Genomic DNA, 25298 nt, shown 5'->3' with positions numbered 1-25298 from the left:
GTTCAAGTACAAAAAGTAAGACCGATGCGGCGTAAAAAAGGTGTTTTGTGGATCGTGTTGCCGCTGGCGGGCTTGTTCTTGAGCTTGATGCCAGCGCACCCCAAACCGAAGCAGCCCAACATCATCATCATTCTGGCCGATGACATGGGCTACTCGGACATCGGCTGCTTTGGCTCGACAACGCAGACGCCCAACCTCGACGCGATGGCGCAGGGAGGGCTGAAAATGACCCAGTTTTACAATGCGTCGCGTTGCTGCCCAAGCCGTGCCTCGCTGCTGACGGGCCTCTACCAGCACCAGGCCGGAGTAGGAGACATGGTGAACACGCGGTCGCAGCCCGCCTACCAGGGCTACCTGAACAACCGCTGTGTGACCATCGCCGAAGCCCTGAAAAGCGGGGGCTACAACACGTTTATGGGAGGCAAATGGCACGTAGGGCAGGCCCCCGAGCACTGGCCCACCCAGCGCGGCTTCGACCATTATTTTGGGCTGATTGATGGGGCCAGCAGCTATTTTGCCACCTATCCGTACCGGCCAAATCAGCAGCTGACCCTGGCCCTTGACAACCAGCCCTACACGCCTGGGCCCGGCTATTACTCCACGGATGCCTATACGGACTACTCCATTAAGTTTCTGAAAGACAGTAAGTTATCCGGTAAGCCATTTTTCCTGTACTTAGCTTACCAAGCCCCGCATTGGCCGTTGCAAGCACTGCCCGCCGACATCGCCAAGTACAAAGGCCGTTTTATGATGGGCTGGGACAAGCTGCGCGAAGAACGCTTCCGGCGCTTGCAGCAGCTGGGCATCATCAGTGCCACCACGCGTCTCTCGCCTCGTGATGCGCACGTGCCGGCGTGGGAAACGCTGAGCCAGGAAGAAAAAGAACGCTGGGACGATAAAATGGCCGTTTATGCGGCCATGATTGACCGCATGGACCAAAACATCGGGCGATTGCGCCAGACGCTGCGCGAGCTGGGCCAAGATCAGAATACCGTCATCCTGTTTTTGTCGGATAACGGAGGCAGCAACGAGAGCATCAAAGGGCCCGGTTTTCGGCCCGAAATTTTGGAAGCCAGCCGCAAGCCGTCTAGTGACCCGACTTCGTTTACTTCGTACGAATTTGCTGGTGCCAACGTCAGTAATGCTCCTTTCCGCCTGTTCAAGCACTGGGAATACGAAGGCGGCACAGCCACGCCCTTCATCGCCTACGGCCCCGGCATTGTGCAGCCGGGGCGCACCGTCGCCCAGCCCGGTCACCTCATCGACCTGATGGCCACCTGCTTGGATCTGGCCGGCGTGGCGTATCCTAAGTCATATAAAAACACTCCCATTACTCCCACCGAAGGCATTAGCTTGGTGCCGGTGCTGAAGGGCCAATCTTGGCAGGGGCATCAGGCGCTGTTTTTCGAGCACGAAGGCAACCGCGCCGTGCGTCAGGGCAAGTGGAAGCTGGTCTCTGAATACCCCGCCAACACCTGGCAGCTGTACGACATCCAGGCCGACCGCTCGGAGCTCAACGATCTGAGTGCCAGCAATCCGCGGAAAGTACAGGAGTTGTCCGCCCTCTACGATAAATGGGCTGCCCGCGTAGGCGTCATCCCGTTTGCGCAGATAGCCAAGGAAAAAGGAGGCGAGTAATGCCCGCGAAGACTATGGCCGCACGCAACGAAACCCTACGTGGCTAAGGCCGGCAGCGGGGTCGCTGCCGCGGCGGGCACTGGGGCGGTAGCTTTCGCAGTAGCTTACGTGGCAGAGAAACGAGCCTCCTTTGGTGACGCGCTTGGGAGTGGCGGGCTCGTCGGGATCGAGGCTAGCCTGGGGGCCGTGCGGATTTTCGCAACTGCCGAGGCGGGCGAGCGTGACGTGCGTATCGGCGCGGTACCAGTCGGCGCACCATTCCCACACGTTGCCGGCCATGTCGTAAAGCCCATACCCGTTCGGCGCGAACGATTTTACCGGGGCCGTGCCCGTGAAGCCGTCGGTGCGGGTGTTGCGGTACGGAAAATCGCCCTGCCAGATGTTGGCTTGCGGGTGCCGGTCGTCGGGCGGCGTGTTGCCCCACGCAAAGCGCTTGCCTGCCAAACCGCCGCGGGCAGCGTACTCCCATTCGGCTTCGGTCGGCAGGCGTTTGCCGGCCCAGCGCGCATACGCCGCCGCATCAGTCCACGAAACCTGCACTACCGGGTGTTGCTCACGGCCGCGCAACGTAGAAGCAGGCCCTTCGGGGTGACGCCACGAGGCCCCGGGCACCCAGCGCCACCACGCCGCCACGTCGTCGAGCGACACGGCCTGCGCCGGGGGCGTAAACACCAAGGCGCCGGGCGCCAGCGCCTCAGGCCCGGGGCGCGGAGTACCCGGAGGCAGCTGTGCCCGCAGTTGCTCCCAATCCACGGGCTGTTCGGCGGCGGTGACGTAGCCGGTGGCGGCTACAAAACGGGCAAACTCGGCGTTGGTGACTTCGTGTTCGTCCATCCAGAAAGCTGCCACCCGCACCAGGTGAGCTGGCCGCTCGTTGGCAAAGCTGTTTTCGGCATCGGTTCCCATCAGGAACTCGCCAGCGGGTATCCGAACCATGTGCGCCGGCTGGGCCGAGTCGGGCCGAATATCCTTATCCACGGTTGCGCTTGGTGCGGCACCACCCGGTCGTCCTGCCTGCGCGGGCGCACAGCAGGCCACTTGCTGGCTGGTGGGCGAGTCAGCGGCCAAAGGTTGCTGCTCCGAAAAGTGGCAGCCGCTCAGGAGAAGGAGCACCGCGGGGGCACCGCGAAAAAAGCACGGCCAAGGCATGGAAACGAAGGCTACAAAGAAAAGTGGGTAGGAGTACCCGGCACCAAAAACTACTTTACAATCCCGAAAGCTACTACATTCCGGCGGTAGAAATGTGGTTCAGAGCCAGATACGCTTCCCTTGCCCGCATTCCCTTTCCCGATTTCATGCCGATATCCCCCGCACATCGTTCTGCCTACTGCCTTGCTCACCGGGTCACGGTTTTTGCTGCTTGCGCTTCCCAACTAAGCCGGGCTCAGAACTGCTGCTCACCGCTACCTGCTGGCCCTGCCCCGAAGCGGGGGCTTGTACGCGGTTGATGCGCCGGGCACTCGCCCCGATCGCAAAGATGGCTCATGCTTTTCGTGGCAGGTGGTGGCTAACTAGCGATGAAAGATTGATTTCAGCCTAGAAAAGTCGGAGACCGTATCATTGTGCTACGCAGATGGTAAACTTGCATTCCTCTATAACCCTTTCGAAAACATGAACAAAATCAAGGTAACGAACCCCGTCGTGGAGCTGGATGGCGACGAAATGACCCGCATCATCTGGAAATTCATCAAGGACAAGCTGATCCTGCCGTATCTGGACCTGGATATTAAGTACTACGATCTGGGCATCGAGTACCGCGATGAAACCAACGACCAAGTGACCGTCGATGCGGCCAACGCCATTCGGCAGTATGGGGTGGGCATCAAGTGCGCCACCATCACGCCGGATGAGGAGCGCGTTAAGGAGTTCAACCTCAAGCAGATGTGGAAGTCGCCCAACGGCACCATCCGCAACATCCTGGACGGGACCGTATTCCGGGAGCCTATCGTGATGAGCAACGTGCCCCGTCTCGTGCCCAACTGGACGGCCCCCATCTGCATCGGCCGCCACGCTTTCGGTGACCAATACCGCGCTACGGATTTCGTAACCAAAGGCAAAGGCAAGCTCACCATCACGTTTACCCCCGAAGACGGCGGCGAAACCCAGTCCTTCGAGGTGTTCAACTTCAAGGGCGACGGCGTGGCGCTGGCCATGTACAACACCGACGAGTCGATCCGTGGCTTTGCCCACGCCTGCTTCAATCAGGCTCTGATGAAAGGCTGGCCCTTGTACCTGTCGACGAAAAACACCATCCTCAAAAAGTACGACGGCCGGTTCAAAGACCTCTTTCAGGAAATCTACGAGCAGGAATACCAAGCCAAGTTCAAGGAAGCCGGCATTACCTACGAACATCGCCTGATCGACGACATGGTGGCCTCGGCCCTAAAGTGGAACGGCAATTTTGTGTGGGCCTGCAAAAACTACGACGGCGACGTGCAAAGCGACACGGTAGCACAAGGTTTTGGTTCTCTGGGACTTATGACTTCGACGCTGGTAACGCCCGACGGCGGCACCATGGAAGCCGAAGCCGCGCACGGTACCGTAACACGCCACTACCGCGACCACCAGGCCGGCAAACCAACCTCTACCAACCCCATTGCATCCATCTTCGCCTGGACGCGCGGGCTGGAATTCCGCGGGCTTCTCGATGGCAACCAGGAGCTGATCAACTTCTGCAAAACCCTGGAAGCCGTATGCATCGAAACCGTGGAAAGCGGCAAGATGACCAAAGACTTGGCCGTCTGCATCCACGGCAACAAGGTGGAGCACGGCCGGGACTACCTCTACACCGAGGAGTTTCTGGAAGCCCTCGACGAAACCTTGAAACGCAAGCTGGCTAACTAAAAGCCGCCGAAGCGACGCATACCGCAAGCCCATCCGATCATCGGATGGGCTTGCTTTTTTTCGGGCGGTTGGTTCCTGCAAAAGGGTTGCTAGCAGCGTATCGGCGAAACGAGCAGAAAGGCCCGCGTAAGGGGGCACGAGAATGCCCTCGCGTGGCTGGCTTACCCGCTTTGCAGCAACTCCTTAAGCTGTAGTCGGTGTCAGGGCGTGGCGAATTTTGTGCTTGAGGCTCTGCACGCTCTCCGCCGTATGGATTTCATCCTGTTGTTGGGGCCCCGCAAACGTAGTGAGCCGGAGTGTAGTATGCCCATCCGTAGCCGCAATCAAGGCAATGCTGTGCGAGTTGACCAACACTTGGTAGCCCGCAAGGGTGATGACTTCGATGAAAGGATTCATAAGACATAAAAGCAAGAAGAAGCTGCACGTTGCAACAAGGGCAGGGGCAGGTGGCTGTTGCGGCAGATATGGCCTTGGCAACGCAGCGCAAGCGCTTGGGGTTACCTTCCGGTAGGTGGTTTTTACGCTCCCAAATGCCTATGCCCGCCGGCTAAGGATTGCCAATACACTGTTTTACCTGACTGTAGGTGCTGATCTAGCGTATAGCCCTTTTCCCAACGGTCGCTGTCCGGAGGCACTCTGCACTTCGCGGGGGCCGGTGACCTTGCAGATGCAGGTAGCGCAGCCCAATTTTTATCAAAACGCAATCATTTCATTATGAATAACATAGCTCTAGTAGTCGGCGCCAGCGGCATCATTGGCAGCAACCTAGCCCAAGAGCTCTTGGCCAACGGCTGGGCGACCTTCGGGTTGGCCCGAAACCCGCGCACCGAGCTGGCCGGCCTGCAACCAATAGCCGCCGATTTGCTCGACGTAACTAGCCTCGAAACGGCGCTAGCCGATCTAAAACCCACGCACGTATTCATCACGAGCTGGATGCGCAACGACACGGAGGTGGAAAACATCCGGGTGAACAGCGCCATGGTGCGCAATCTGCTGACGGTGCTTTCGCCCAAAGGCTCGGTGCAACATGTGGCTTTGGTCACTGGGCTTAAGCACTATCTCGGGCCGTTTGAGGCCTACGTGAGCGGAGGTGTTGCGCCGCCCACGCCCCTGCGCGAATCGCAGCCGCGGCTGGCGCTCGACAACTTTTACTACGCGCAGGAAGACGAAGTGTACGCCGCGGCGGCCCGCGACGGCTTTACCTGGAGCATTCACCGCCCGCACACCATCATCGGGAAGGCCGTGGGCAACCTCATGAACCTGGGCACCACGCTGGCCGTGTACGCTAGCATCTGCAAGGAAACCGGCCGGCCGTTTCGCTGGCCCGGCTCGCAGGCGCAGTGGGAAGGCCTTTCCGACGTGACCGACGCCCGCGTGATTGCCAAGCAGTTGGTATGGGCCGCTACCACCGAAGCTGCCCGCAACGAAGCCTACAACGTCGTCAACGGCGATATTTTCCGGTGGAGCTGGTTGTGGGGCCGGCTGGCCGATTGGTTTGGCGTCGAGCCCGTGGGCTTCGATGGCACCATTCACCCATTGGAAGCCGAAATGGCGCAGGATGCCGATCTGTGGCGTAGCATCGCCGCCCAGCACGGCCTCGTCGAGCCTGAGCTAAGCCGCCTGGCCTCGCCGTGGCATACCGACCTGGATCTGGGCCGGCCCATTGAGGTAATGACCGACATGGCCAACAGCCGCCAGCGCGGCTTTACGGTTTACCAGCGCACCGAAGACTCGTTTTTTGACCTGTTTGCCCAGCTGCGCTCCGACCGACTTATTCCGTAACCTCCACATCACTCATATACTCCGAAAGGGCGCGGCAGCGTAGTCTGCGGCGGACTTCGGGCAATGGTGCCTTTCGATCATAAAAAGCCGTGAAACATAATGCATTGATTATGAGGGCGTTATGTAGAATTCATTTGGAATGCCATTTACATCGCCCAACAAACACCTTACTTCCGGGCTTTTGATAAGCAACGAGCGCCGTAAAGCCGGAAGGTGTTATTTTTACCGTATACCCGACCGTTGGTTGGCCTCCGGCATTGCGAACGCTACTGCAATAGCCCTGTGAGGCCCTTCTGCTGGCGCTTGTAAGTAGTTGATGCTCGGGTTGCTCGCCCACTTTATACTTTTTTCCTATGGCTATGAATCCTGAACCGGACGTGCCGGCGAACCACGACGAAAACCGGCGCACGTTTCTCAAACAATCGTCTCTGCTCACCGCCTTTGCCTTGGTGCCCGGCCCGGTGGTGTCGGCTGCCGCGGCCCAGCTCGACGAGCGCGTCGCCGACGCCTTCGAGAAAGTCCCGTTGAATCTGAAAGTCAACGGCCAAAAGGTCAAGCTCTCCGTCGAGCCGCGCACCACGCTGCTCGACCTGCTGCGCGAAAACCTCCACCTCACCGGTACCAAAAAGGGCTGCGACTACGGCCAGTGCGGCGCCTGCACCGTGCACGTCGATGGCCAGCGCGTGAACAGCTGCCTGAGCTTCGCCGTGATGCACGAAGGCAAGGAAATTACCACCATTGAGGGCCTAGCCGAGGGTGACAAGCTACACCCCATGCAGGAAGCCTTTGTGAAGCACGACGGCTTTCAGTGCGGCTACTGCACCCCGGGCCAGATTATGTCGGCCGTGGCGTGCGTGCGCGAAGGCCACGCCGGCTCGGAAAGCGAAATCCGGGAGTTTATGAGCGGCAACATCTGCCGCTGCGGGGCTTACTCAAACATTGTGGCGGCCATTCAGGACGTGAAAAAAGGAGGCCAAAAGGTATGAACCCGTTCCAATACGTCCGCCCTAGCAAGCAGCAAGCTGCCATTGACGCGGTAGCCAAGGACCCAACTGCCAAATTCATCGCCGGCGGCACCAACTTGGTCGATTTGATGAAGCGCGGCGTGATGACGCCCCACAAGCTGGTCGACATCAACCGCCTGCCCCTGAACAAGATAGAGCAGCAGAATAACAGCTTGCGTATCGGCGCGCTGGCCCTGAACTCGGCCGTGGCCGAGGACCGGCAAGTGCGTGAGAAGCAGCCCCTGCTGGCCCTGGCCCTGAACGCCGGCGCCTCGCCCCAACTGCGCAACATGGCCACGGTGGGCGGCAACATGCTCCAGCGCACCCGCTGCGCTTATTTCTACGACACCACCATGCCTTGCAACAAGCGCCAGCCCGGCACCGGCTGTGGCGCATTGGAAGGCGTAAACCGCATGCACGCCATCTTCGGCTTTTCGGACAAGTGCATTGCCGTGCACCCGTCCGACATGAGCGTGGCCCTGGTGGCGCTGGATGCCGTGGTGCAAGTAAGCGGCCCCAAGGGCAACCGCAGCATTCCGTTCGCGGACTTCCACCGCTTGCCCGGCAACACGCCCGAAAAGGACACCAACCTAGAGCCCGGCGAGCTGATAACGGCCGTGGACGTGCCCGACGGACCCTTCACCAAGCACGTGCACTACCAGAAAGTGCGCGAGCGGGCCAGCTATGCCTTCGCGTTACTCTCCGTAGCCGCGGCGCTCGATATCGACGGCAGCAACAACATCAAAGCGGCGCGCCTGGCGATGGGCGGCGTGGCCCACAAGCCCTGGCGCCTCACGGCGGCCGAGCAGGCGTTGGTCGGCAAGCCGGCCACCGAAGAAACGTTCCGGCAGGCCGCGGCCGTTGCCATGCAGGGCGCCAAAGCCTTTAAGTACAACGCATACAAGCTGAAGCTGGGTCCCAACGCCATTGTGCAGGCCCTCAAAACTGCCGCTGCGGCTTAACTCTCCGACTTTTGTTATGAAAACACCAGAAAAGCAAATCGGAGCGCCGATGAACCGGGTGGACGGCCGCCTGAAAGTGACTGGCGCGGCCACTTATTCGGCCGAATACCAGCTACCGGGCATCACCTACGCCGTACTCGTGGGCAGCACCGTTACCAAAGGCCGCATTACGGGCGTCGATACCAAGGCCGCCGAACGTGCACCGGGCGTGCTGGCCGTCATCACCCATTTTAACTCGCCCAAAGTGCCGGGCTTCGACACAGCGGGCAAGGACCCCTCGCAGCCAGCCACGGCGGGCGGGCCGATTAAGATATTTCACGACGATAAAATCCGCTTCAACGACCAGCCCATTGCCATCGTGGTGGCCGACACGCTGGAGCGAGCACGCTTTGCTGCCGGATTGGTGAAGGGGCAATACGCGCCGGAAAAGCACCAGACCAATCTGGAAGCCAATGCCTCGCAGGCATTTTTGCCCACTTCGGCCAAGAAGAATCCGAAGTCGCCGATGAACGACTACCAGCGGGGCCAGGCGGATGCGTACAAGACCGGCGCCATTAAGCTGGAACAAGAGTACGTCATTCCGACCGAGGTGCACCACCCCATGGAGCTGCAAGCCATCACGGCGCACTGGGAAGCACCTGACCGCCTGACCATTTACGACAAGACGCAAGGCACCATGGCTACGCGGCGCGACTTCGCCAAAGAGTGGGGGTTGCCCGAGGAAAACGTGAAGGTGATTGCCACCTTTGTGGGCGGGGCGTTTGGCAACGCCCTGCACAGCTGGCCCCACGAGTCAGCCGCCATTATTGCCGCCAAGGTGGTAAACCGCCCGGTGAAGCTGATGCTGACCCGCGAGCAGATGTTTACCATGGTAGGTTACCGGCCTTACACCTGGCAGAAAATCGGCATGAGCGCTACCGCCGACGGTAAAATCACGGCCATCACGCACGAGAGCATCGGCCAGACCTCGTCCTTCGAGGAGTTTACCGAATCGACGCTGGCGCAGACGCGCATGATGTACGCCTCGCCTAACCTCACCACCCGCTACCGCCTGGCGGCCCTCGACATAAACTCCCCCATCTGGATGCGCGGCCCCGGCGAAGCGACCGGTGCATTTGCCCTGGAGTCGGCCATGGATGAAATGGCCCACTTGCTGAAGCTCGACCCGCTCGAATTCCGGCTGCGCAACTACACCGACCAGGACCCGGAAAAAGAAAAACCCTGGAGTACTAAGTTTTTGAAAGAGTGTTATCAACTTGGTGCTGAACGCATTGGCTGGAACAAGCGGAAGCTCGAACCCGGCTCCGTACGCGACGGCGACTGGCTGGTGGGCTACGGCATGGGCGTTGGCACGTTTGGCGCGCACCGCGGCGCGGCCACCGTGGGCGCGCAATTGCTGGCCAATGGCACCGTCTTGCTACAGTGCGCCACCACCGACATCGGCCCCGGCACCGGCACCGCGATGACGCAGATTGCGGCCGACACCCTGGGCCTGGACCCGCAGAAAATCCGGTTTGAGTTGGGCAACTCGTCCTTTCCCAAGGCCGGTACGCAGGGCGGCTCCTCCACCGTAAACAGCGTAGGCCCGGCCACGCAGCAGGCCTGCCTGGCGCTCAAAGACAAACTGCGCGGATTGGCAGCGTCCGGCAACGCAACCTTCGCCTCAGCCAAAACGGAAGACATAAACCTGGCGGATGGCTACCTCACGCTGGCCGGTAACGCTGCAGCCCGCGTGCCCTACGCTGACTTGCTGAAGCAGGCGGGCGCCACGGCTGTGGCCGTAGAAGCCAAACCCGACGACGCGGGCCAGAAGTACTCCATGTACTCGTTTTCGGTGCATTTTGCCGAGGTACGGGTACACGTGCTCACCGGCGAGGTGCGGGTCAGCAAGCTGGTTTCTTGTGCCGATGCGGGCACCATCATCAATGAGAAAACCGCCGGCAACCAAATGAAAGGTGGCGCCGTCGGTGGCATCGGCATGGCCCTGATGGAGCACGCCATCATCGACGACCGCTTCGGCCGCTACGTCACCAAGGACTTCGCCGACTACCACGTACCGGTTCATGCCGACTCGCCCGATGTGCAGGTTGCTTTTGTGAATCAGCCCGACTTCCACGTCAACGCGCTGGGCACGAAGGGGATCGGCGAAATCGCCACGATCGGTGTGGCCCCGGCCATCGCCAATGCCGTGTTCAACGCTACCGGCAAGCGCGTGCGCGAATTGCCCATCACCCCCGATAAGCTAGTCTAGGCAAAGCTTGGTTGGTATAGAAAAGCCTCTTCATAACACATTTATTATCAATGTGTTATGAAGAGGCTTTTTGGCTGTGTGAAATGCTTGTTTGGTGCTTACTTCGGCTTGTCTTTCTGGGCAATGTCCTGCGCGATGGCTTGGGCCTCGAAGCCAATCTCGCGGAATAGGCCGGTCGGGCCCACGTACCACCCACACCCATACAAGCCCTCGTGGCCAAAATACCGTTGGTGCTTCAGCTGGCGTTTCAAATCCGCCGCCCGATTTGGGGACACCACAAGCCAGTTGGGGGCGCTTGGCTCGTAGCCCACGGCCGCCACTACGGCGTCAAAGGGCGCCTGCTGGCCGTCGGAAAAATGCGCGATGGCTCCCTCAAAATAGTCGAGGCCGGGGTAAATGGCGATATTTCCTTGCCGGATGTGGTGGAGCGTGCCGCAGTCGAGAAGCGGAATTTTCCCTTCGAGCTGAATTTGGGCAAACGGCCCGTCTGGTCTTTTTTGCAGGCCCAGTTTGGTGATGTCACCCACCAAAAAACGCAGCAAAGGAGCCGCCAAAGCGTCGGCGACCCGGGCCGGTAACTTCGACAACAGAATGCTTACGCGCAGAATGGGAATGCCCAGCAGGTCACGCGGAATCACGTTGACCGGCGCGCGCACGGCCATTGCGGGCATGGCCCCGTGTTCGTGCAAATCCACGGCTATGTCGCCCGCTGAGTTGCCAAACCCGATCACCAACACGCGCTGCCCCTGAAAGTCGCGGCCGGTTTGGTAAGCGGCGCTGTGGATGATTTTTCCTGGAAATGTATTTAATCCTTTGACGTTCAGGGTTTTGGGCGTTCCGTATGCTCCGGTAGCCATGATCACATAAGCCGTGCGGAAAGTGCCTTGGGTAGTCTGGGCAATCCACCCGTCGCCCTCTCTGCGGAGCGATTTTACTTCGGTATGGAAGCGGGGCTCGATGCTAAACTGTTGCCGATACGCCTCCAAATACGCCACCACCTGCTCACGGCTCGGATAACGAGGAACGGCGCGGTGAAACGGTTTGTACGGCAACTGCGACAGGCCCTTATCGGTGTGCAGATGCAGCCGCTCGTAGTGCCGCCGCCACGGGGCCGCCGCGCACGCCTCTTTTTCGAGAATGAGGTAGTCGAGGCCAAGTTGCTGCAAACAGGCGGCCGCCGCCAACCCCGCCACACTGGCCCCAATGATCAGCGTCCGTGTCGTTTCCATAAAAGGTAGAAAGAGGAGAGGAGCTGCCCAATTACCGGTTTCGATGCACCGGGTGCAAACTAACCGGCAGCGTGCCGGCCCGCTACGGCAGATCGGCTGACTGGTATAATGTAGTAAGTTTTGACCAGTAGCACTGCTTATTTCGAGGGTGATTTTGCGGCTTTCAGCGCTGTATTATCCGGTTTCATTGGCTTTGGGGTTGCCGGCGCTCCGCAGTTGTCTGCATCTTGGGGCGGCTTGCGCAACGATCAAGTGCGAGTCGGCAAATACAACCTCACTTCTTACCTTCCCAGGTACTTTTTAGGCTGCACTCTGATGCGAATGTTACAGGCGCCCATCTTCAAAACCATTGGCAGAGCTGCCCTAACGGCAATCGCATTTTATTACACTTTCGTTTTTATTAACCTCGGCACCATCTGGATTTTCGACCGCGGAATAGTAATTGAACTAGGACTGGTATTTGTTTATTTGTTAGTCATATTCTGGTCGAATGGGCAAATAGCTTCTTTTTTTAAAAAAAGAGCCTGAATGCTCTTTCGCCTTTTCAAAAATTAGTTATTGAAGGTCTTGTTGCCTTTTTAAATAACTTTATCATCTGCTTTTTCTTTATTTTTCTGCCCTACCTTCTGATTATAAAACTATTTCGCTTTCATGTCGAAATATCGCCGATGCGGGTGCGCTTGGCTTTTTTCGTGAGCAGTATTATATCGCTCTTTTTTTATTATTTCGTGGAGCGCGAAAATACCAAAGCGCAATTGCAGCAGGAGTTGTTGCGGGCTGAGCAACTGCAAAAAGAAAACTTTAAAGCGCAACTAGAACTGCTTAAAAATCAGGTAGATCCGCATTTCCTGTTCAACAGCCTAAACGTGCTCAACTCCCTGATCTATAAAGATCAGCAGCAGGCCAGCGACTTTCTGAATCAGCTTTCTACCGTGTACCGCCTGACGCTGGACAACAGCGCCAAGCCCGTCGTGACGCTCCAGGACGAACTGCAACTGGTAGAAGCATATATCTTCTTGATGCAGACGCGATTAGGCAACAAGCTGCAATTTCAGATCAACTTGCCGCCCGAAAGTATGTCGAAAGCCCTGCCGTCGGCGGCGCTGCAAATGCTGATTGAGAATGCCATTAAGCACAACGGCTCCACAACTAAAAAACCGTTGCAAATCCGTATTTACGCCGAAAATGACAGCGTAATTGTCGAAAACGATTTGCAGCCGCGCACTACCCCCGTCACCTCAACCAAAGTGGGGCTGAACAACATCATCAGCCGATACCGCTACCTGAGCGACCGACCCGTGCGCATCGAAAAAACTGCCCAGACCTTCCGCGTAGTCCTTCCCTTGCTACCCCTTGACCGTTATGAAGACGCTACTTATTGAGGATGAGCAATTTGCGGCCGACATCCTGGCCGACATGATCCGGGCTGTGCGCCCGGATACCGATCTGCTCGCCACGCTGGGCTCGGTGGAAGAAGCAGTAGAGTGGCTTTCCACGCACCAAGCGCCGGACCTGATTTTCTGTGATATTCACCTTTCAGACGGCAGCAGCTTCGACATATTTAGCCAAGTAGAAATGAAATGCCCGATTATTTTCACGACGGCCTATAACCAATATGCAATTGAGGCTTTCAAAGTAAACAGCGTCGATTATTTGCTAAAGCCGGTAAGGCGGGAAGACGTGGCACATGCGCTGCGCAAATACGAAGAATCGAAACAACATTACCTCGCCGATGGCTTAGGAAAATTGCAGGGGTTATTGCGGTCGCTTCAGGGGCCGCAACCACAGCTGCGCTCACGTTTTCTGGTGAAAAATGGACAAAGCATTAAGGTGGTGCAGTTGCACGACATTGCGTATTTTCAAGCGGAAGATGCGGTGGTTTTTTTGGTGACAAACGAGAAGAAAAGGTTTATTCTCAATTTCACCCTCGACCAGCTGGAAGAACAGTTGGATAAGCAGTTGTTTTTTCGCGTCAACCGGCAATTTCTGGTGCACATCAACGCGGTGAGCGAGGTAAAGCCGTACTTAAAAGGCCGCTTGTACCTGCTCGTGAATCCGGCCGCCCACGAAGACGTGTTTGTCAGCAGCAGCCGGGCGGCGGCTTTCAAGCAGTGGCTCGGCGCCTGAGGCTAGGGTGCAGGCTGGGTTTTGGGCCGGCCGTACCGTTGCTGTTAGCAGCCGGTGCGGCCGGTTTTGTGTGTAATCGCGTCTACATCCGGCGCACGTTTGGGGCTGACCGCCGTCTTTTTCATTGGCCTGATATCCTCGTTCACAGTCCGGATTTCCGCTCTCGTGGGTTTTTGGTTTCGGGAGGGTGAGGTGTGTCACACATTTGAGCATCAGTCGCTTGACGCGCTGAGAGTGTGTTTCACCCCATCCTCCATACTGCCATGAAACCAACGCTTACTTCCCTGTTTCGTCCGCAACGCCTGCGTGGCCTGCTTTTCTGGTTGCTTTACTTCTGTTTAGGGCGGGCTGTGGTTGGCCAGCCTGCCGAGGGCATGCTTTCGGGGACGGTGAAAGATGCAAAGGGCGCGGCCGTCAGCTTTGCCAACGTGGTGGTGCTCAATGCCGCTACCAATGCGCTCGTAACGGGCGTGGCAGCCGACGAAGCCGGTAAGTTTTCGCTAAGAACCCCTACCCCCGGAGCCTACCTGCTGAAGGTAACCATGCTGGGTTATGCGCCCCTGCAAACGCCCTCTTTCACTGTTGGTAATACCGATTTCCGCAAAGATTGCGGCGTTTTGACCCTGCAAAACGACGCCAAAATGCTGCAGGAAGTGACGGTGCAGGCCCTGCGGCCTACCGTGGTGAAGGAAGCAGATCGGATGATTGTGAATGTAGAAGGCACCCCGCTGGCGGCCGGTAGCACAGCCTACGAGGTGCTCACCAAATCGCCCGGCGTGGCAGTAGACCAAGACGGCAACCTTCAGCTCAACGGCAAAGCCGGCGTGCAAGTGTTGCTCGACGGCAAGCGCTCGTATCTCTCGGGCAAGGAGTTGCAGGCCTTGTTGCAAGCCATGCCCGCCGACAACCTCAAAAGCTTGGAGCTAATCGCCAACCCGTCAGCTAAATACGATGCAGCGGGTTCGGCGGGCATTATCAACCTCAACCTGAAGAAAAACCAAGTGGCTGGCCTCAACGGCAGCGTGTACGCTGGCTATCAGTACCAGTACAGCCGGCTGCACGGCTACAGCACGGGGGCCAATCTGAACTACAAGAAGGGCAAGTGGAATACCTCCCTAGGGGTGGACATGGCCCGCCGCACTCGGTTTCGGACCAATCAGATGCACCGCGAATTTCGGGGCGAAGCCACGACCAGCACCTTCGACCAAAACGACCACGAAAACGGCGTGCACTACGTGCCGGCCGTGCGCCTCAGCGCCGACTATGCGCTCAATCGCCGGCACAGCTTGGGCGTTACGGCCAGCCTAACCCAGCGCAACACCAACGACGCCTTCCGGACCGGCACCTACCTGCGCACCGGTTACGCTCCCGACGATCTCTTTATTCAGGCTAATAATCAAGCACATAGCGTGTTAACCAATGGGGCTGCCAATCTGCATTATGTGGGCCAGCTCGATACGGTGGGCACCACCATCTCCGCCGATGCGGACTATGTGCGGTTGTTCAACGACAACAACTCGACCTTCCAAAATCACTTCGACAGCTTGGGCCGGGCCGCCGGGCCGTTCAGCACCTTGCTCACCAGTCACAACCCGACACACTACGACATCTATTCGGCCAAAACCGATTTCGCCAAGCCATTAACCAAAACGACTAAGCTGGAGCTGGGCGCTAAGGCCAGCCGGGTTATATCGGATAACGAGTTGAATTTCTTTGCTTTAACCGATGGGCAAGCCGTGCCGGATGCCACCCGGAGCAGCCACTTCCGCTACCAGGAAGACATCTATGCCGCGTACGCCAACGTTGCGGCGCGCCTGGGCCAGCAGTGGAGCGTGCAGGGCGGCCTGCGGGCCGAGCAGACGCGCACCCACGGCCACTCCCTGACGCTGGCGCAATCCACCCAGCGCAGCTACCTAGGCCTGTTTCCGAGCCTGCAAGTTCAGCAAACCATCAGCCCCGACTACCAAATCAGCTACAGCTACAGCCGCCGCATCGACCGGCCGCAGTACGAAACCCTGAATCCGTTTATCTTCTACCTCGACCCATATTCCTGGATCAAAGGCAATCCTTCGCTTAAGCCGCAGTATACCAGCACGTTGGAAGTGGGGCAGATGCTGAAGCACCAGTACAGCCTGACGGTAGGCTATGCCGTGACGAAAGGCTACATCGCCGAGATTCCGGAGCAGCGCGCCGTCGACCAAACGACTGTGTTTCAGCAGCAAAACGTCAACGATTTTCAGAACCTCAACGCCACGCTGCTCGCGCCGGTTACGCTGACGAAGAACTGGCAAATGACAAACACCGCTTCCGTGGCGTACCAGCGCTTTACCAAAGTGCTACAGGGCCAAACGCTGACGAATGAGCAGGTGAGTTTTACGGCCCGCTCGTCGCAGAGCGTACAGCTGCCCCGGCAATTCCGGTTGCAGGTAAGTGCTGGGTATCAGGGGCCTATGGCGTACGGGCTGTATCAACTGAAAGCCAACTGGTGGGTGGATGCAGGCCTGAAGCGCTCCTTCCTGCACGACCAGCTCGACCTGAGCCTTAGCGCAACCGACCTCTTTCGGAGTCGCTTGCTGAAGGCCACGGCCAACCTCAACGGCAACATCAACGCCATCAGCCTGTACTCTGGCTCGCAGACCGTTCGTCTAACGTTGGGCTACCGCTTCAGCAAAGGCGCTAACTTTGAGGCAGTTAAGCACAGCGCATCGCTGGAAGAACTCAACCGCACGGGCAAGCCGTGAGCACCGGTTGCTCGTGACAGAACACAGTGGCGTAGCACAAGCGTCACATTCCCGTAACTTATCCCCGCTAGCTTTGCGTCCGAAATCATCTTGGGGGAGGTGCTTACAGCTGAATGAAAGCTCATGCTTTGAATATCTGGTAAGGAATTGATATTTAAATAGTTGTAGATTAAGCTTATGCGTAAGCAAAATCCGGGAGCGCGGCTTCTGGATTTTGCCGTTTTACCGGTAAGGCCATGAAAAAGACGCGCTGCTTGTTGTTGATGCTGCTGTGGCTGTGCGCGCTGGGTGCGGCAGCACAGCGCCCCCTCGACTTGCAAGGCCACCGCGGCTGTCGCGGTCTGATGCCCGAAAACACGATTCCGGCCATGCGCAAGGCTCTCGATTTGGGCGTCAGGACGCTGGAAATGGACATTGCCATCAGTCAGGACAAGCAACCGCTGCTTTCTCACGATGCCTACATGAACGCCGATTTTGTGCGCACGTCAGCGGGCAGGCCCATCCCGAAAGCCGATGAGCAGCACTACCGCCTCTACGCCATGCCATATGCCGAAATCCGGCGTTTCGACGTGGGCAGCCAGGGCAATCCGAAATTTCCGCGTCAGCAAAAGCTGCGCACCTACAAGCCTTTATTAGCCGAAGTGATTGACTCGGCGGAAGCCTACGCGCACCTGAAAAAACGGCCGGCCCCGTACTACAACATCGAAACGAAAGTCACGCCCGCCGGCGACGGCGTGCTGCATCCGGCGCCGACGGAGTTTGTGAAGCTGGTGCTGGCCGTGGTTGTCGCGGAGGGCGTGCAAAATCGGGTTATCATCCAGTCGTTTGACCCGCGCACGCTGGAAGTGGTGCACCGCCTGTATCCGGCTATGCAAACGGCTTTGCTGGTCGAAAACCTGTACGGGCTGGAGCACAACCTGAAAGGCCTGAGCTTTAAGCCTGCTATTTACAGTCCTGCATATCAATTGGTTACCGCAGGCTTGGTGCAGGATTGCCATGCGCGCGGCATAAAAGTCATTCCTTGGACTGTAAATTCCGCCGACATCTTTGCGCAATTGGTGCAACAGCACGTCGACGGCATCATCACCGATTACCCGGATTTGTTCGGTGCCCGAAAGCCTTGATTTTTCGGTTGGTTATCTCCGGTCTGATCACTTATAACATTCAGTATATCAATGCGTAACGCACGTAAAGGAATTGTTAGCCTGTTTTTCGTGATAAGTGGTTTTGCGGCTACGGCCCAACGCCCAACCAACAACCCCAAGGCCCGCCAGATCCTGTTGCCCAACGGCTGGTCGTTGAGCCCGGCCGGCACTTCGCTGCCCCTGGGCGATTTGCCACTGAACATGCAGCTTTCACGGTCGGGCCAGCTGCTAGCGGTCACCAACAACGGCCAGAGCCGGCAGAGCATCCAACTCATTGATCCTAAAAGTGGTACGCTGCTCGATGAAAAGACCATCCGCAAATCGTGGTACGGTCTGAAGTTCAGCGCCGACGGCAAAAAGCTGTACGCCTCGGGCGGCAACGACAACGTGATTGTGGTGTATCCTGTGGTCAACAAAAAGCTGGGCGCCGCCGACACCTTGCGCCTCGGTCAGGCGTGGCCCAAAGCAATCGGCCCCACGGGCATCGACCTCGACGACGCTCGGCAGCGGCTCTACACCGTGACCAAGGAGGACAACGCGCTGTACGTGTTCGACCTCAAAACCAAAGCCGTAATTAAGAAGGTCGCTTTGGGGCACGAAGCCTACAGCTGCCTGCTGTCGCCGGACCGCCGCACGCTGTATATCTCGCTGTGGGGCGGCGACAAAATTGCGCTCTACGATACCCAAACCGGCCAGCTCACGGGCGAAATAGCCACCGAAAGCCACCCCAACGAACTCCTCCAAACGCGCAACGGCAAGTATCTGTTCGTGGCCAATGCCAACGATAATTCGGTGTCGGTGATTGACGCTGGGGCCCGGAAAGTGCTGGAAATCATCTCGACTGCGCTTTATCCCACGAAGCTCACCGGCTCGACAACAAACGGCTTGGCACTGTCGCCGGACGAGAAAACGCTCTACATCGCTAACGCCGACAATAACTGCCTGGCCGTGTTTGATGTGTCGGTGCCGGGCAAAAGCTCGTCTAAAGGTTTCATTCCGACGGGGTGGTACCCAACCAACGTCAAAACGCTAGGACAGAAGATCTTGGTAGCCAATGGCAAAGGTTTTTCTTCGCTGGCTAACCCGGCTGGTCCGCAGCCGGTGAAGCGGAGCGATACCAGCGGCTCGCACACCGGCGTGGCCGAGCAATCGGAAGTGCAGTACATCGGTGGCTTGTTTAAGGGAACGCTGTCCTTTATCAACCAGCCCAACGAAGCCCAGCTGAAGGCCTATTCGGCGCAGGTATACGCCAACTCGCCTTTCACGAAAGAGATTGAGAATCAGGCAAAAGGTGAAGCGGGTAACCCCATTCCGCGGCGCGCAGGGGAGAAGTCGCCGATCAAGTACGTATTCTACGTCATCAAGGAAAACCGCACCTACGATCAAATATTCGGGGATATGAAGGAAGGCAACGGCGACACAACGCTGTGCATTTTTCCGGAAAAGGTAACGCCCAACCACCACGCCTTGGCCCGCGAGTTTGTCTTGCTCGACAACTTTTACGTGAACGCCGAAGTTAGTGCCGACGGCCATAACTGGAGTATGGCCGCCTACGCCACCGACTACACCGAGAAAACCTGGCCCACCAGCTACGGCGGCCGCGGCGGCACCTACGACTACGAAGGCACGCGCAAAATTGCCTACCCGCGCGACGGCTACATCTGGGACTACTGCCAGCGCGCCGGCCTCACATACCGCAGCTACGGCGAGTTTGCCGACAACGGAAAAACCTCACTCAAATCGCTGGAAGGGCATATTTCGCCCAAGTCGCCCGGCTTCGACCTCGATGTGAAGGACGTAGAGCGCGTGCGCATCTGGCAGCAGGATTTCGATTCGTTGCTGGCGTTGGGTGCCGTGCCGCACTTCAATACCATCCGGCTCAGCAACGACCACACCAGCGGCCAGCGCCGCGGAAAGATCGCCCCCGTGGCGGCCGTAGCCGATAACGATCTGGCCCTGGGGCAGTTAGTGGAACACCTGTCCAAAAGCGGAATCTGGAAGGAGTCGGTCATTTTTGTGCTGGAAGACGACGCCCAAAACGGCCCCGACCACGTCGATGCCCACCGCTCGCCGGCCTTGGTGATCAGCCCCTACACCAAAAAGGGCACGGTCAACCACACAATGTACTCCACTTCGGGCATGCTGCGCACGATGGAATTGATCTTGGGGCTGCCACCCATGAGCCAGTACGATGCGGCCGCGTTGCCGCTGTACGGCTGTTTTGGAGCCACGCCCGACTTGGCGCCGTACCACGTCAAGGCGGCCCGCGTCAACCTGGAAACCCGAAACACGGCTTGGAACAAAAGCGCGGAGCGCTCGGAGCACTTCAACTTCGCCAGCGAAGATGCCGCCCCCGACCTAGACTTGAACGAAGTTGTTTGGAAAGCCATCAAAGGCGAAAACGCCGTGTTGCCGGCGCCCCGGCGGGGCGCCTTTCTGAAGCTGGAGCAAAAACGCCGCAAAGACGACGATGATTAGTTAGTGCTTCAGCCCTGACGTGCAGCATTTGTGGCTAACAATCAACTAATCAAGTAGATACTTTTGTCTAGGGCAATCAGGAATTAGTATAATTTTCACTGATTCAATTCTTGCCGGCTTAGTGCGGCAAAGTCAAAACATTACCAAATGGTTTCATCCGCCGGGTTGGCGATCCGAAAGCAGTCAGATCAGATCGCTGCCCGGCTTTTTAATGATAACATAACGTTGCGGTAACCGTTCGCGGGGAGAAGAACAAGAGGTTTGTGTCGCTTCACCCTTTCAAAACGTATCGTGACGAAAAAAACTCTTTCCCGTTTTCTTACAGGTTTGATCCTGAGTGTTTTAGCGGTGTCTTGCTCGCACGACGAGCTGGTCGCGCCCTCTTCAGTACTGAAAGGGGCGGCCCAAAGTGCCGACGCCACCGCCAGCCGCGACAGCAACTTGGCCCTTGGCAACCCGAGCGGGGCCGTCGCTGATCCTTATTATTATTGGAATTACTTGGTAGTCAAGCCCCAATACACCATGTCGTACCACCGCGACCGGGGCACGCCCAACTGGGTGAGCTGGCACCTGAGCAGCGCCTGGCTGGGCTCAACGCCGCGCCAAGACAACTTCGCGGCTGACAACACGCTGCCTACGGGCTGGTATCGCGTGCAAGCCACCAGCTACTCGGGCTCGGGTTTTGACCGGGGCCACCAGTGCCCCTCGGCCGACCGCACCGGGTCGGTGGCCGACAACTCGGCCACGTTTCTGATGAGCAACATGGTGCCCCAGGCCCCGCGCAACAACCAGCAAACCTGGGCCGGGCTGGAAAACTACTGCCGCACCTTGGTCGACGCGGGCAACGAGCTCTACCTCATCTGCGGTAGCTACGGCAAAGGCGGCACCGGCTCGGCCGGCCCGCTCAGCACCCTCGACAACGGCCACGTGACCGTGCCCAACCGCCTCTGGAAGGTCATTGTCGTATTGCCCAACGGCACCGACGATGCCAGCCGCGTGACCACCAGCACGCGCGTAATCGCCATCAACACCCCCAACGACAACAGCCTGCTCACCACGTGGGGCTCTTACCGCACCACGGTCGATGCCATTGAGCAGGCCACCGGCTACGATCTGCTCTCGGCGGTGTCCGCGTCGGTCCAAAGCGTAGTCGAAGCCCGTACCGATAACGGCCCGACCCAATAGAGAACCGACTAAAACGGGTTCCTTTTATGCAATTATCTTAACCTTAAGTAGTTGCAAAGGATGCCGTTTTTTAGTCGGCTACCCAAAAGACGAATCAGTGCCGGGCGTGTCCGGAAGTTGCTCCGGGCTGCCAGTGTGGGAAGCGGGGCCGGGACCGGCTGGGGTGCTGCGTCGTTTGGTGAGGTAGCTTAGGCCCAAGCCCACCAGGGCGGCCCCGCCGACCACTTTCTGCACGGTGCTCAAACGGCTGAGGCCGGTAGTTTTGCCCAAGCTTTTAAGCGATTTGGCGGCGCCGCCGAGCAACGTCTTCTTCTTGCCGACGTTGGCTTTTTTTTTCTTTTTAGTCATGACACATGCGATAAAAGGTGAAAAGTAGCGGGGCGTTTGAGCCAGCCCCAAGGGCCACTAAGCGGGCCCGATTTCTCTGTGTTTCTTAGGCCGGCCCAACGATCCGCGTGCGTTGTCAGGGTCGGTTTTGGACTCCGAAAGGAGTGATGAGGCACTGTTTTCTTCGGCGGCTTCGGCACTTGCTGCGGCAGAAGAGCGCGTATAGGCTTGCTGTTGAGCCAGATACGCCAAGCCCGTCGCCACCAAAGCTAAGCCGCCAACCAGTTTTTGCCCTGGGCTCAGCTTGGCAATTTGCTTGGTGATGCGGCGAAACTTTTTAATGGACACGGCAGCGCGGTCCAAGAGGTCTTGCGCCGGCTGGTTCTTATGTTTCGCTTTCTTTTTTTTGTCCTTGCCCATGAGCGTAGCAGCAGAAAAAGGATAGGCGAGCGCGCCGCCGGCAAAGCGCCGGATGGCGACTCCCACAACACCTGCTAATTCGTAAGTGACCCCCATAAGGTTGTATTTTTGGCGGCCTCTTTTTCAGCCACTTGCGGCCAGCAGAATCACTGCCCAGCTGACTCGGCCGAGACTAGCGAACCTTTTTGGCAGGTTTTGCCGTTATTTGCTTATGTCGACTTCTGTAAAACGCCCGCGCCCCCGCAAATCTGCTGAACCTGCCGCTCCTGCCATCTCGCACGCCGACCAACTTATCGCGCTGCAAAGCCGGGAAGAAGGCAAAACCGTCATGTACAAGCAAGATGCTTGGGGCCATATCGAAACCCGCTTTGTCCGCACCCAGAACGTGAAAGCTTGGGAGGAAAAAGGTTTCTTTGTGAGATAACTAATTGGTTATTAACTAGTTGTAAAACAAGTTGGCGCGTTCGTCTTTCTGCTGAAATGAGCACAGAAAGGCTGGCCGCCGATCTTTTCCGCAAGGCGCTTGCCGCTCAGGAAACTCCCTGAGCAGCAGGCGCATGCTTGTTTATGGCCGCAGCTTTTCGCCCAAAGCCTACCGCACGCGGTAGAAGCGAGCCCCAAACAGAAAAATCACGACGTAACAAATGATGGGCAGGTAGTAGGCCGCGGCCACGTCGTGGTTGGCGACCAGGCCCATGATTGGCGGAAATACCGCGCCGCCCACTACGCCCATCACCAGAAAAGACGACCCCTGCTGGGTGCGCTCGCCCAGCCCCTTCAGGCCCAAGCTAAAAATGGTAGGGAACATGATGCTGAAGAAGAAATTGAGCATCAGCAGCGCGATAAACGACGGCCAGCCAAAGCTTTGCGCCACAATCAGGCACATCAGGATGCTGCCCAGCGTAAAGGTGGCCAGCAGCTTGTTCGGCGCGATAAAGCGCATCAGAAAGGTGCCCAAGAAGCGGCCGGCCATCATCAAAACCATGCTGAGCGAAAAATAATACGAGGCTTTTTCGGCCGGTAGCCCCATTTTCTCAATGCCGTAGTTGATGAAAAATGCCCAGGTGCCGCCCTGCGCCGCGACGCAGAAAAATTGCGCCACCACGGCCCACACAAAGTGCGGATAGTGCCACAGCGTTTTGCCGCGGGGCTGGTCGGCCAGGGGTGGTGCTTCGGCGTAGCCGCCGGCTTCGGCACCGGGCACCACGGGCGCGTGGGCGTCCTGCACGGGCGGCACCTTCACAAAGAAAAAGGCCACGGCGATGAACAGAATTACGCTGCCAATGATCTGATAGAGAAGCTTTACCGATTCGAGGTCGTTGGAGTGAGCCTGGCCGGCACGCAGGATGAAATAGCCACCGATGAGCGGCCCCAGCACGGCCCCCAGTCCATTAAATGACTGCGCAAAGTTGATGCGCTGGTCGCTGGTGCGCGGGTCGCCGAGGCCAGCCACGAACGGGTGCGCCACCGCTTCGAGCGTGGCCAGGCCGCAGGCGAGCACAAACAGCGCCCCACGGAAGAAGGCGAATGAGTCAGCGTTGGCAGCCGGTACAAACAAAAACGCACCCGTGGCATACAAGGCCAAGCCCAGCAACACACCGTTTTTGTAGCCAAACCGCTTCATAAACAGGCCCGCCGGAATGCCCATCACGGCATAGGCTCCAAAGATGGAAAACTGCACCAGCCCCGATTGTGCCTTCGACACGTGCAGCACGTTCTGGAAGTGCCGGTTCAGCACGTCGCCCATCGTGATGGCCACGCCCCAGAGCAGAAACAGCGACGTGACGAAGGCCAGCGTGATGAGGTAGCGCTTTTCGGTGAAGGCAGCGCGGGTAGAATGGTCTACGGTGGCGGTGGTAGCGGCTGAGTGCATAGGCCTGATGGTGAATGGATTAACGAAAAGTGTGCGTCGTCGAGGGTGAGAATATAACCATTAATCGACGGGCCGGGTCGCGACGGCTATTTTGGAGTCGGCGGTGCCGTAGTAAAGAAACCACTTGGATTTGAAACGTGCCAAGCCTTCCAGAAATACCACCTGATTGACCTGCCCCGTCGTTTCGTAGGGCTTCTCGGGGCGCATGAAATACGTATCTGTTCGTTGCAGCAATTTGGTGGGGTCGTTTTTGTCAAACAGGGCCTGGGCCGCCGAATACGTGCCCACGGGTAGGGATTTATCGCCAAAAGAGGGCTCGTTGCGGCTGTTGTAAATCAGGCGAATGCCCTGGTCGGTAAGCATGGCCGGCGGGCCGGACTCAACCAGGTCGCTGTCGAATTTGCCTTCGCGGGTTGGCAATACAATCTTCAGCTCCGGCATGGTCAGGGCTTGGGCGCGCAGCGGCACGGGTGGCTTTTCGCCGTCGGCCATTTCGATGGGCGTCCAGTGAATCAGGTCGTCGGAGGTGGCCAGCCAGATCTGGGCATCGCCCCAGTACATCCAATACTTGCCGTTGATTTTGGCGGCCACAATGCGGCCATCGTCTTCGTAGCGCGACACAATCGAGCCTGACTTGCTCCACTTGCTCACGTATTTGCCGCCCGCGGCCTGCGCGAAGACGTTGCCGTATTTGGTCCAGTGCAGCAGGTCACGTGAGGAAGCCACGTGCAGGCGCGCCTTGTCGCCGTCGTAGGCCGTGTAGGTCATGTAGTAGGTGTGGTCGTCGCTTTCCACCACCCGCGGATCTTCGGTGCCACCGGGCCACTCATACTGCTTCTGGGCGTCGTTGTCGGGGTAAAGCACGGGCTCGGTCATGCGGGTAAAGTGAATGCCGTCCGGGCTGGTAGCCAGCCCGATCCGCGACGCTTTGCCAAACGCGCCTACTTTGTTTTCGGCCCGGTAGAGCATGTACACCTTGCCGTCTTTCACCACCACGGCGGGGTTAAACACATCCTTTTCTTCCCACAGCACTTGCTGCTTCAGAATGGGATCGAGGAAATGCCCGGCCGTGCTGGGCCCCATAATAGGGTTGACGCTATCTACTTTGGTGAAATTGAGCAGCGTCCACTCGGCTTTGGGCGGCGTAGCCGCCGACTGGTTGCGGTCGGTGCCGTTGCAGCCCGCCAGCAGCACGGCCAGCGCCAGGGCGGCAGCACTTCCGGCAGTGCGGCCGGGATTCTTATTGAAAATGCTCATTCGATTTTCAAGTTAATTTATTGATATACAATAAA

The 25298-nt window shown here is 58.1% G+C and carries 21 protein-coding genes; 14 read left to right on the top strand and 7 right to left on the bottom strand.

What is annotated here, in order from left to right; all coding sequences use genetic code 11:
* Window positions 1-24 precede the first annotated feature (24 nt).
* Window positions 25-1638: an arylsulfatase gene (locus tag FHG12_RS02205; protein WP_139514062.1), complete on the top strand. Its 1614-nt coding sequence runs from the start codon at window positions 25-27 to the stop codon at window positions 1636-1638.
* Window positions 1639-1650: 12 nt separating this feature from the next.
* On the opposite strand, the gene FHG12_RS02200 is transcribed toward FHG12_RS02205, so the two are convergent.
* The gene (locus FHG12_RS02200) at window positions 1651-2787 is read right to left on the bottom strand and encodes a formylglycine-generating enzyme family protein (RefSeq protein ID WP_230471259.1); all 1137 of its coding nucleotides are present in this window, start codon (window positions 2785-2787) and stop codon (window positions 1651-1653) included.
* A gap of 462 nt (window positions 2788-3249) precedes the next feature.
* On the opposite strand from FHG12_RS02200, the gene FHG12_RS02195 reads away from it, so the two are divergent.
* Window positions 3250-4482: an NADP-dependent isocitrate dehydrogenase gene (locus tag FHG12_RS02195; RefSeq protein ID WP_139514061.1), complete on the top strand. Its 1233-nt coding sequence runs from the start codon at window positions 3250-3252 to the stop codon at window positions 4480-4482.
* 183 nt (window positions 4483-4665) lie between these two features.
* Here the strand turns inward: FHG12_RS02195 and FHG12_RS02190 are convergent, their stop codons facing one another.
* On the bottom strand, window positions 4666-4878 hold the full coding sequence (locus FHG12_RS02190; protein ID WP_139514060.1) for a hypothetical protein: 213 nt from the start codon (window positions 4876-4878) through the stop codon (window positions 4666-4668).
* A gap of 318 nt (window positions 4879-5196) precedes the next feature.
* Here FHG12_RS02190 and FHG12_RS02185 point away from each other — a divergent pair, with 318 nt between their 5' ends.
* From FHG12_RS02185 to FHG12_RS02170, 4 genes are all read left to right on the top strand, one after another.
* Entirely contained in the window at window positions 5197-6264 is a 1068-nt protein-coding gene (locus tag FHG12_RS02185) for an SDR family oxidoreductase (protein ID WP_139514059.1), read from the top strand.
* 359 nt (window positions 6265-6623) lie between these two features.
* Window positions 6624-7250 (top strand): (2Fe-2S)-binding protein, encoded by a 627-nt coding sequence (locus tag FHG12_RS02180; protein WP_165699279.1) that lies wholly within the window; start codon window positions 6624-6626, stop codon window positions 7248-7250.
* Window positions 7247-8230 (top strand): FAD binding domain-containing protein, encoded by a 984-nt coding sequence (locus tag FHG12_RS02175; RefSeq protein ID WP_139514057.1) that lies wholly within the window; start codon window positions 7247-7249, stop codon window positions 8228-8230. Before FHG12_RS02180 ends, FHG12_RS02175 begins: the two co-directional genes overlap by 4 nt.
* Window positions 8231-8246: 16 nt before the next feature.
* Window positions 8247-10481 (top strand): xanthine dehydrogenase family protein molybdopterin-binding subunit, encoded by a 2235-nt coding sequence (locus tag FHG12_RS02170; protein ID WP_139514056.1) that lies wholly within the window; start codon window positions 8247-8249, stop codon window positions 10479-10481.
* A gap of 98 nt (window positions 10482-10579) precedes the next feature.
* Here FHG12_RS02170 and FHG12_RS02165 read toward each other — a convergent pair whose 3' ends face one another.
* Window positions 10580-11710 (bottom strand): flavin-containing monooxygenase, encoded by a 1131-nt coding sequence (locus tag FHG12_RS02165; RefSeq protein ID WP_139514055.1) that lies wholly within the window; start codon window positions 11708-11710, stop codon window positions 10580-10582.
* 120 nt (window positions 11711-11830) lie between these two features.
* Between FHG12_RS02165 and FHG12_RS02160 the strand changes: the two genes are divergently transcribed.
* The 7 genes from FHG12_RS02160 to FHG12_RS02130 all read left to right on the top strand — a co-directional run bounded on the left by FHG12_RS02160 (window position 11831) and on the right by FHG12_RS02130 (window position 21386).
* Entirely contained in the window at window positions 11831-12238 is a 408-nt protein-coding gene (locus tag FHG12_RS02160) for a hypothetical protein (RefSeq protein ID WP_139514054.1), read from the top strand.
* Window positions 12239-12402: 164 nt separating this feature from the next.
* Window positions 12403-13092 carry a sensor histidine kinase gene (locus FHG12_RS02155; RefSeq protein WP_165699278.1) on the top strand — a complete coding sequence of 230 codons (690 nt, stop codon included), beginning with the start codon at window positions 12403-12405 and terminating at the stop codon, window positions 13090-13092.
* Window positions 13073-13837, top strand: coding sequence for a LytR/AlgR family response regulator transcription factor (locus FHG12_RS02150; RefSeq protein ID WP_139514052.1), 765 nt, complete (start codon window positions 13073-13075; stop codon window positions 13835-13837). The genes FHG12_RS02155 and FHG12_RS02150 overlap by 20 nt, the downstream gene beginning before the upstream one ends.
* Window positions 13838-14100: 263 nt before the next feature.
* The gene (locus tag FHG12_RS02145; RefSeq protein ID WP_139514051.1) at window positions 14101-16578 is read left to right on the top strand and encodes a TonB-dependent receptor domain-containing protein; all 2478 of its coding nucleotides are present in this window, start codon (window positions 14101-14103) and stop codon (window positions 16576-16578) included.
* A gap of 236 nt (window positions 16579-16814) precedes the next feature.
* A complete protein-coding gene (locus FHG12_RS02140; RefSeq protein WP_139514050.1) occupies window positions 16815-17702 on the top strand; it encodes a glycerophosphodiester phosphodiesterase family protein in 888 nt (295 codons plus the stop codon).
* A 51-nt stretch (window positions 17703-17753) separates the two neighbouring features.
* Window positions 17754-20201: a bifunctional YncE family protein/alkaline phosphatase family protein gene (locus FHG12_RS02135; protein ID WP_139514049.1), complete on the top strand. Its 2448-nt coding sequence runs from the start codon at window positions 17754-17756 to the stop codon at window positions 20199-20201.
* A 327-nt stretch (window positions 20202-20528) separates the two neighbouring features.
* A complete protein-coding gene (locus FHG12_RS02130) occupies window positions 20529-21386 on the top strand; it encodes a DNA/RNA non-specific endonuclease (protein ID WP_230471258.1) in 858 nt (285 codons plus the stop codon).
* 78 nt (window positions 21387-21464) lie between these two features.
* Here FHG12_RS02130 and FHG12_RS02125 read toward each other — a convergent pair whose 3' ends face one another.
* Both FHG12_RS02125 and FHG12_RS02120 read right to left on the bottom strand, forming a co-directional pair.
* Window positions 21465-21734 (bottom strand): hypothetical protein, encoded by a 270-nt coding sequence (locus FHG12_RS02125; protein WP_139514047.1) that lies wholly within the window; start codon window positions 21732-21734, stop codon window positions 21465-21467.
* 57 nt (window positions 21735-21791) lie between these two features.
* Window positions 21792-22229, bottom strand: coding sequence for a hypothetical protein (locus FHG12_RS02120; protein ID WP_139514046.1), 438 nt, complete (start codon window positions 22227-22229; stop codon window positions 21792-21794).
* A gap of 115 nt (window positions 22230-22344) precedes the next feature.
* Here FHG12_RS02120 and FHG12_RS02115 point away from each other — a divergent pair, with 115 nt between their 5' ends.
* Window positions 22345-22557: a hypothetical protein gene (locus FHG12_RS02115; protein WP_139514045.1), complete on the top strand. Its 213-nt coding sequence runs from the start codon at window positions 22345-22347 to the stop codon at window positions 22555-22557.
* 168 nt (window positions 22558-22725) lie between these two features.
* Here FHG12_RS02115 and fucP read toward each other — a convergent pair whose 3' ends face one another.
* Entirely contained in the window at window positions 22726-24006 is a 1281-nt protein-coding gene (gene fucP / locus FHG12_RS02110; protein ID WP_139514044.1) for an L-fucose:H+ symporter permease, read from the bottom strand.
* A gap of 60 nt (window positions 24007-24066) precedes the next feature.
* Window positions 24067-25263, bottom strand: a complete 1197-nt coding sequence (locus tag FHG12_RS02105) for a glycoside hydrolase family 130 protein (RefSeq protein WP_139514043.1) — start codon at window positions 25261-25263, stop codon at window positions 24067-24069.
* Window positions 25264-25298: the final 35 nt, after the last annotated feature.

The sequence above is a fragment of the Hymenobacter jejuensis genome, from assembly GCF_006337165.1.
Classification (GTDB): Bacteria; Bacteroidota; Bacteroidia; order Cytophagales; family Hymenobacteraceae; genus Hymenobacter; species Hymenobacter jejuensis.
The sequence above is the reverse complement of the archived record's forward strand: the minus strand, read 5'-3'. Positions and strand labels throughout refer to the sequence as shown.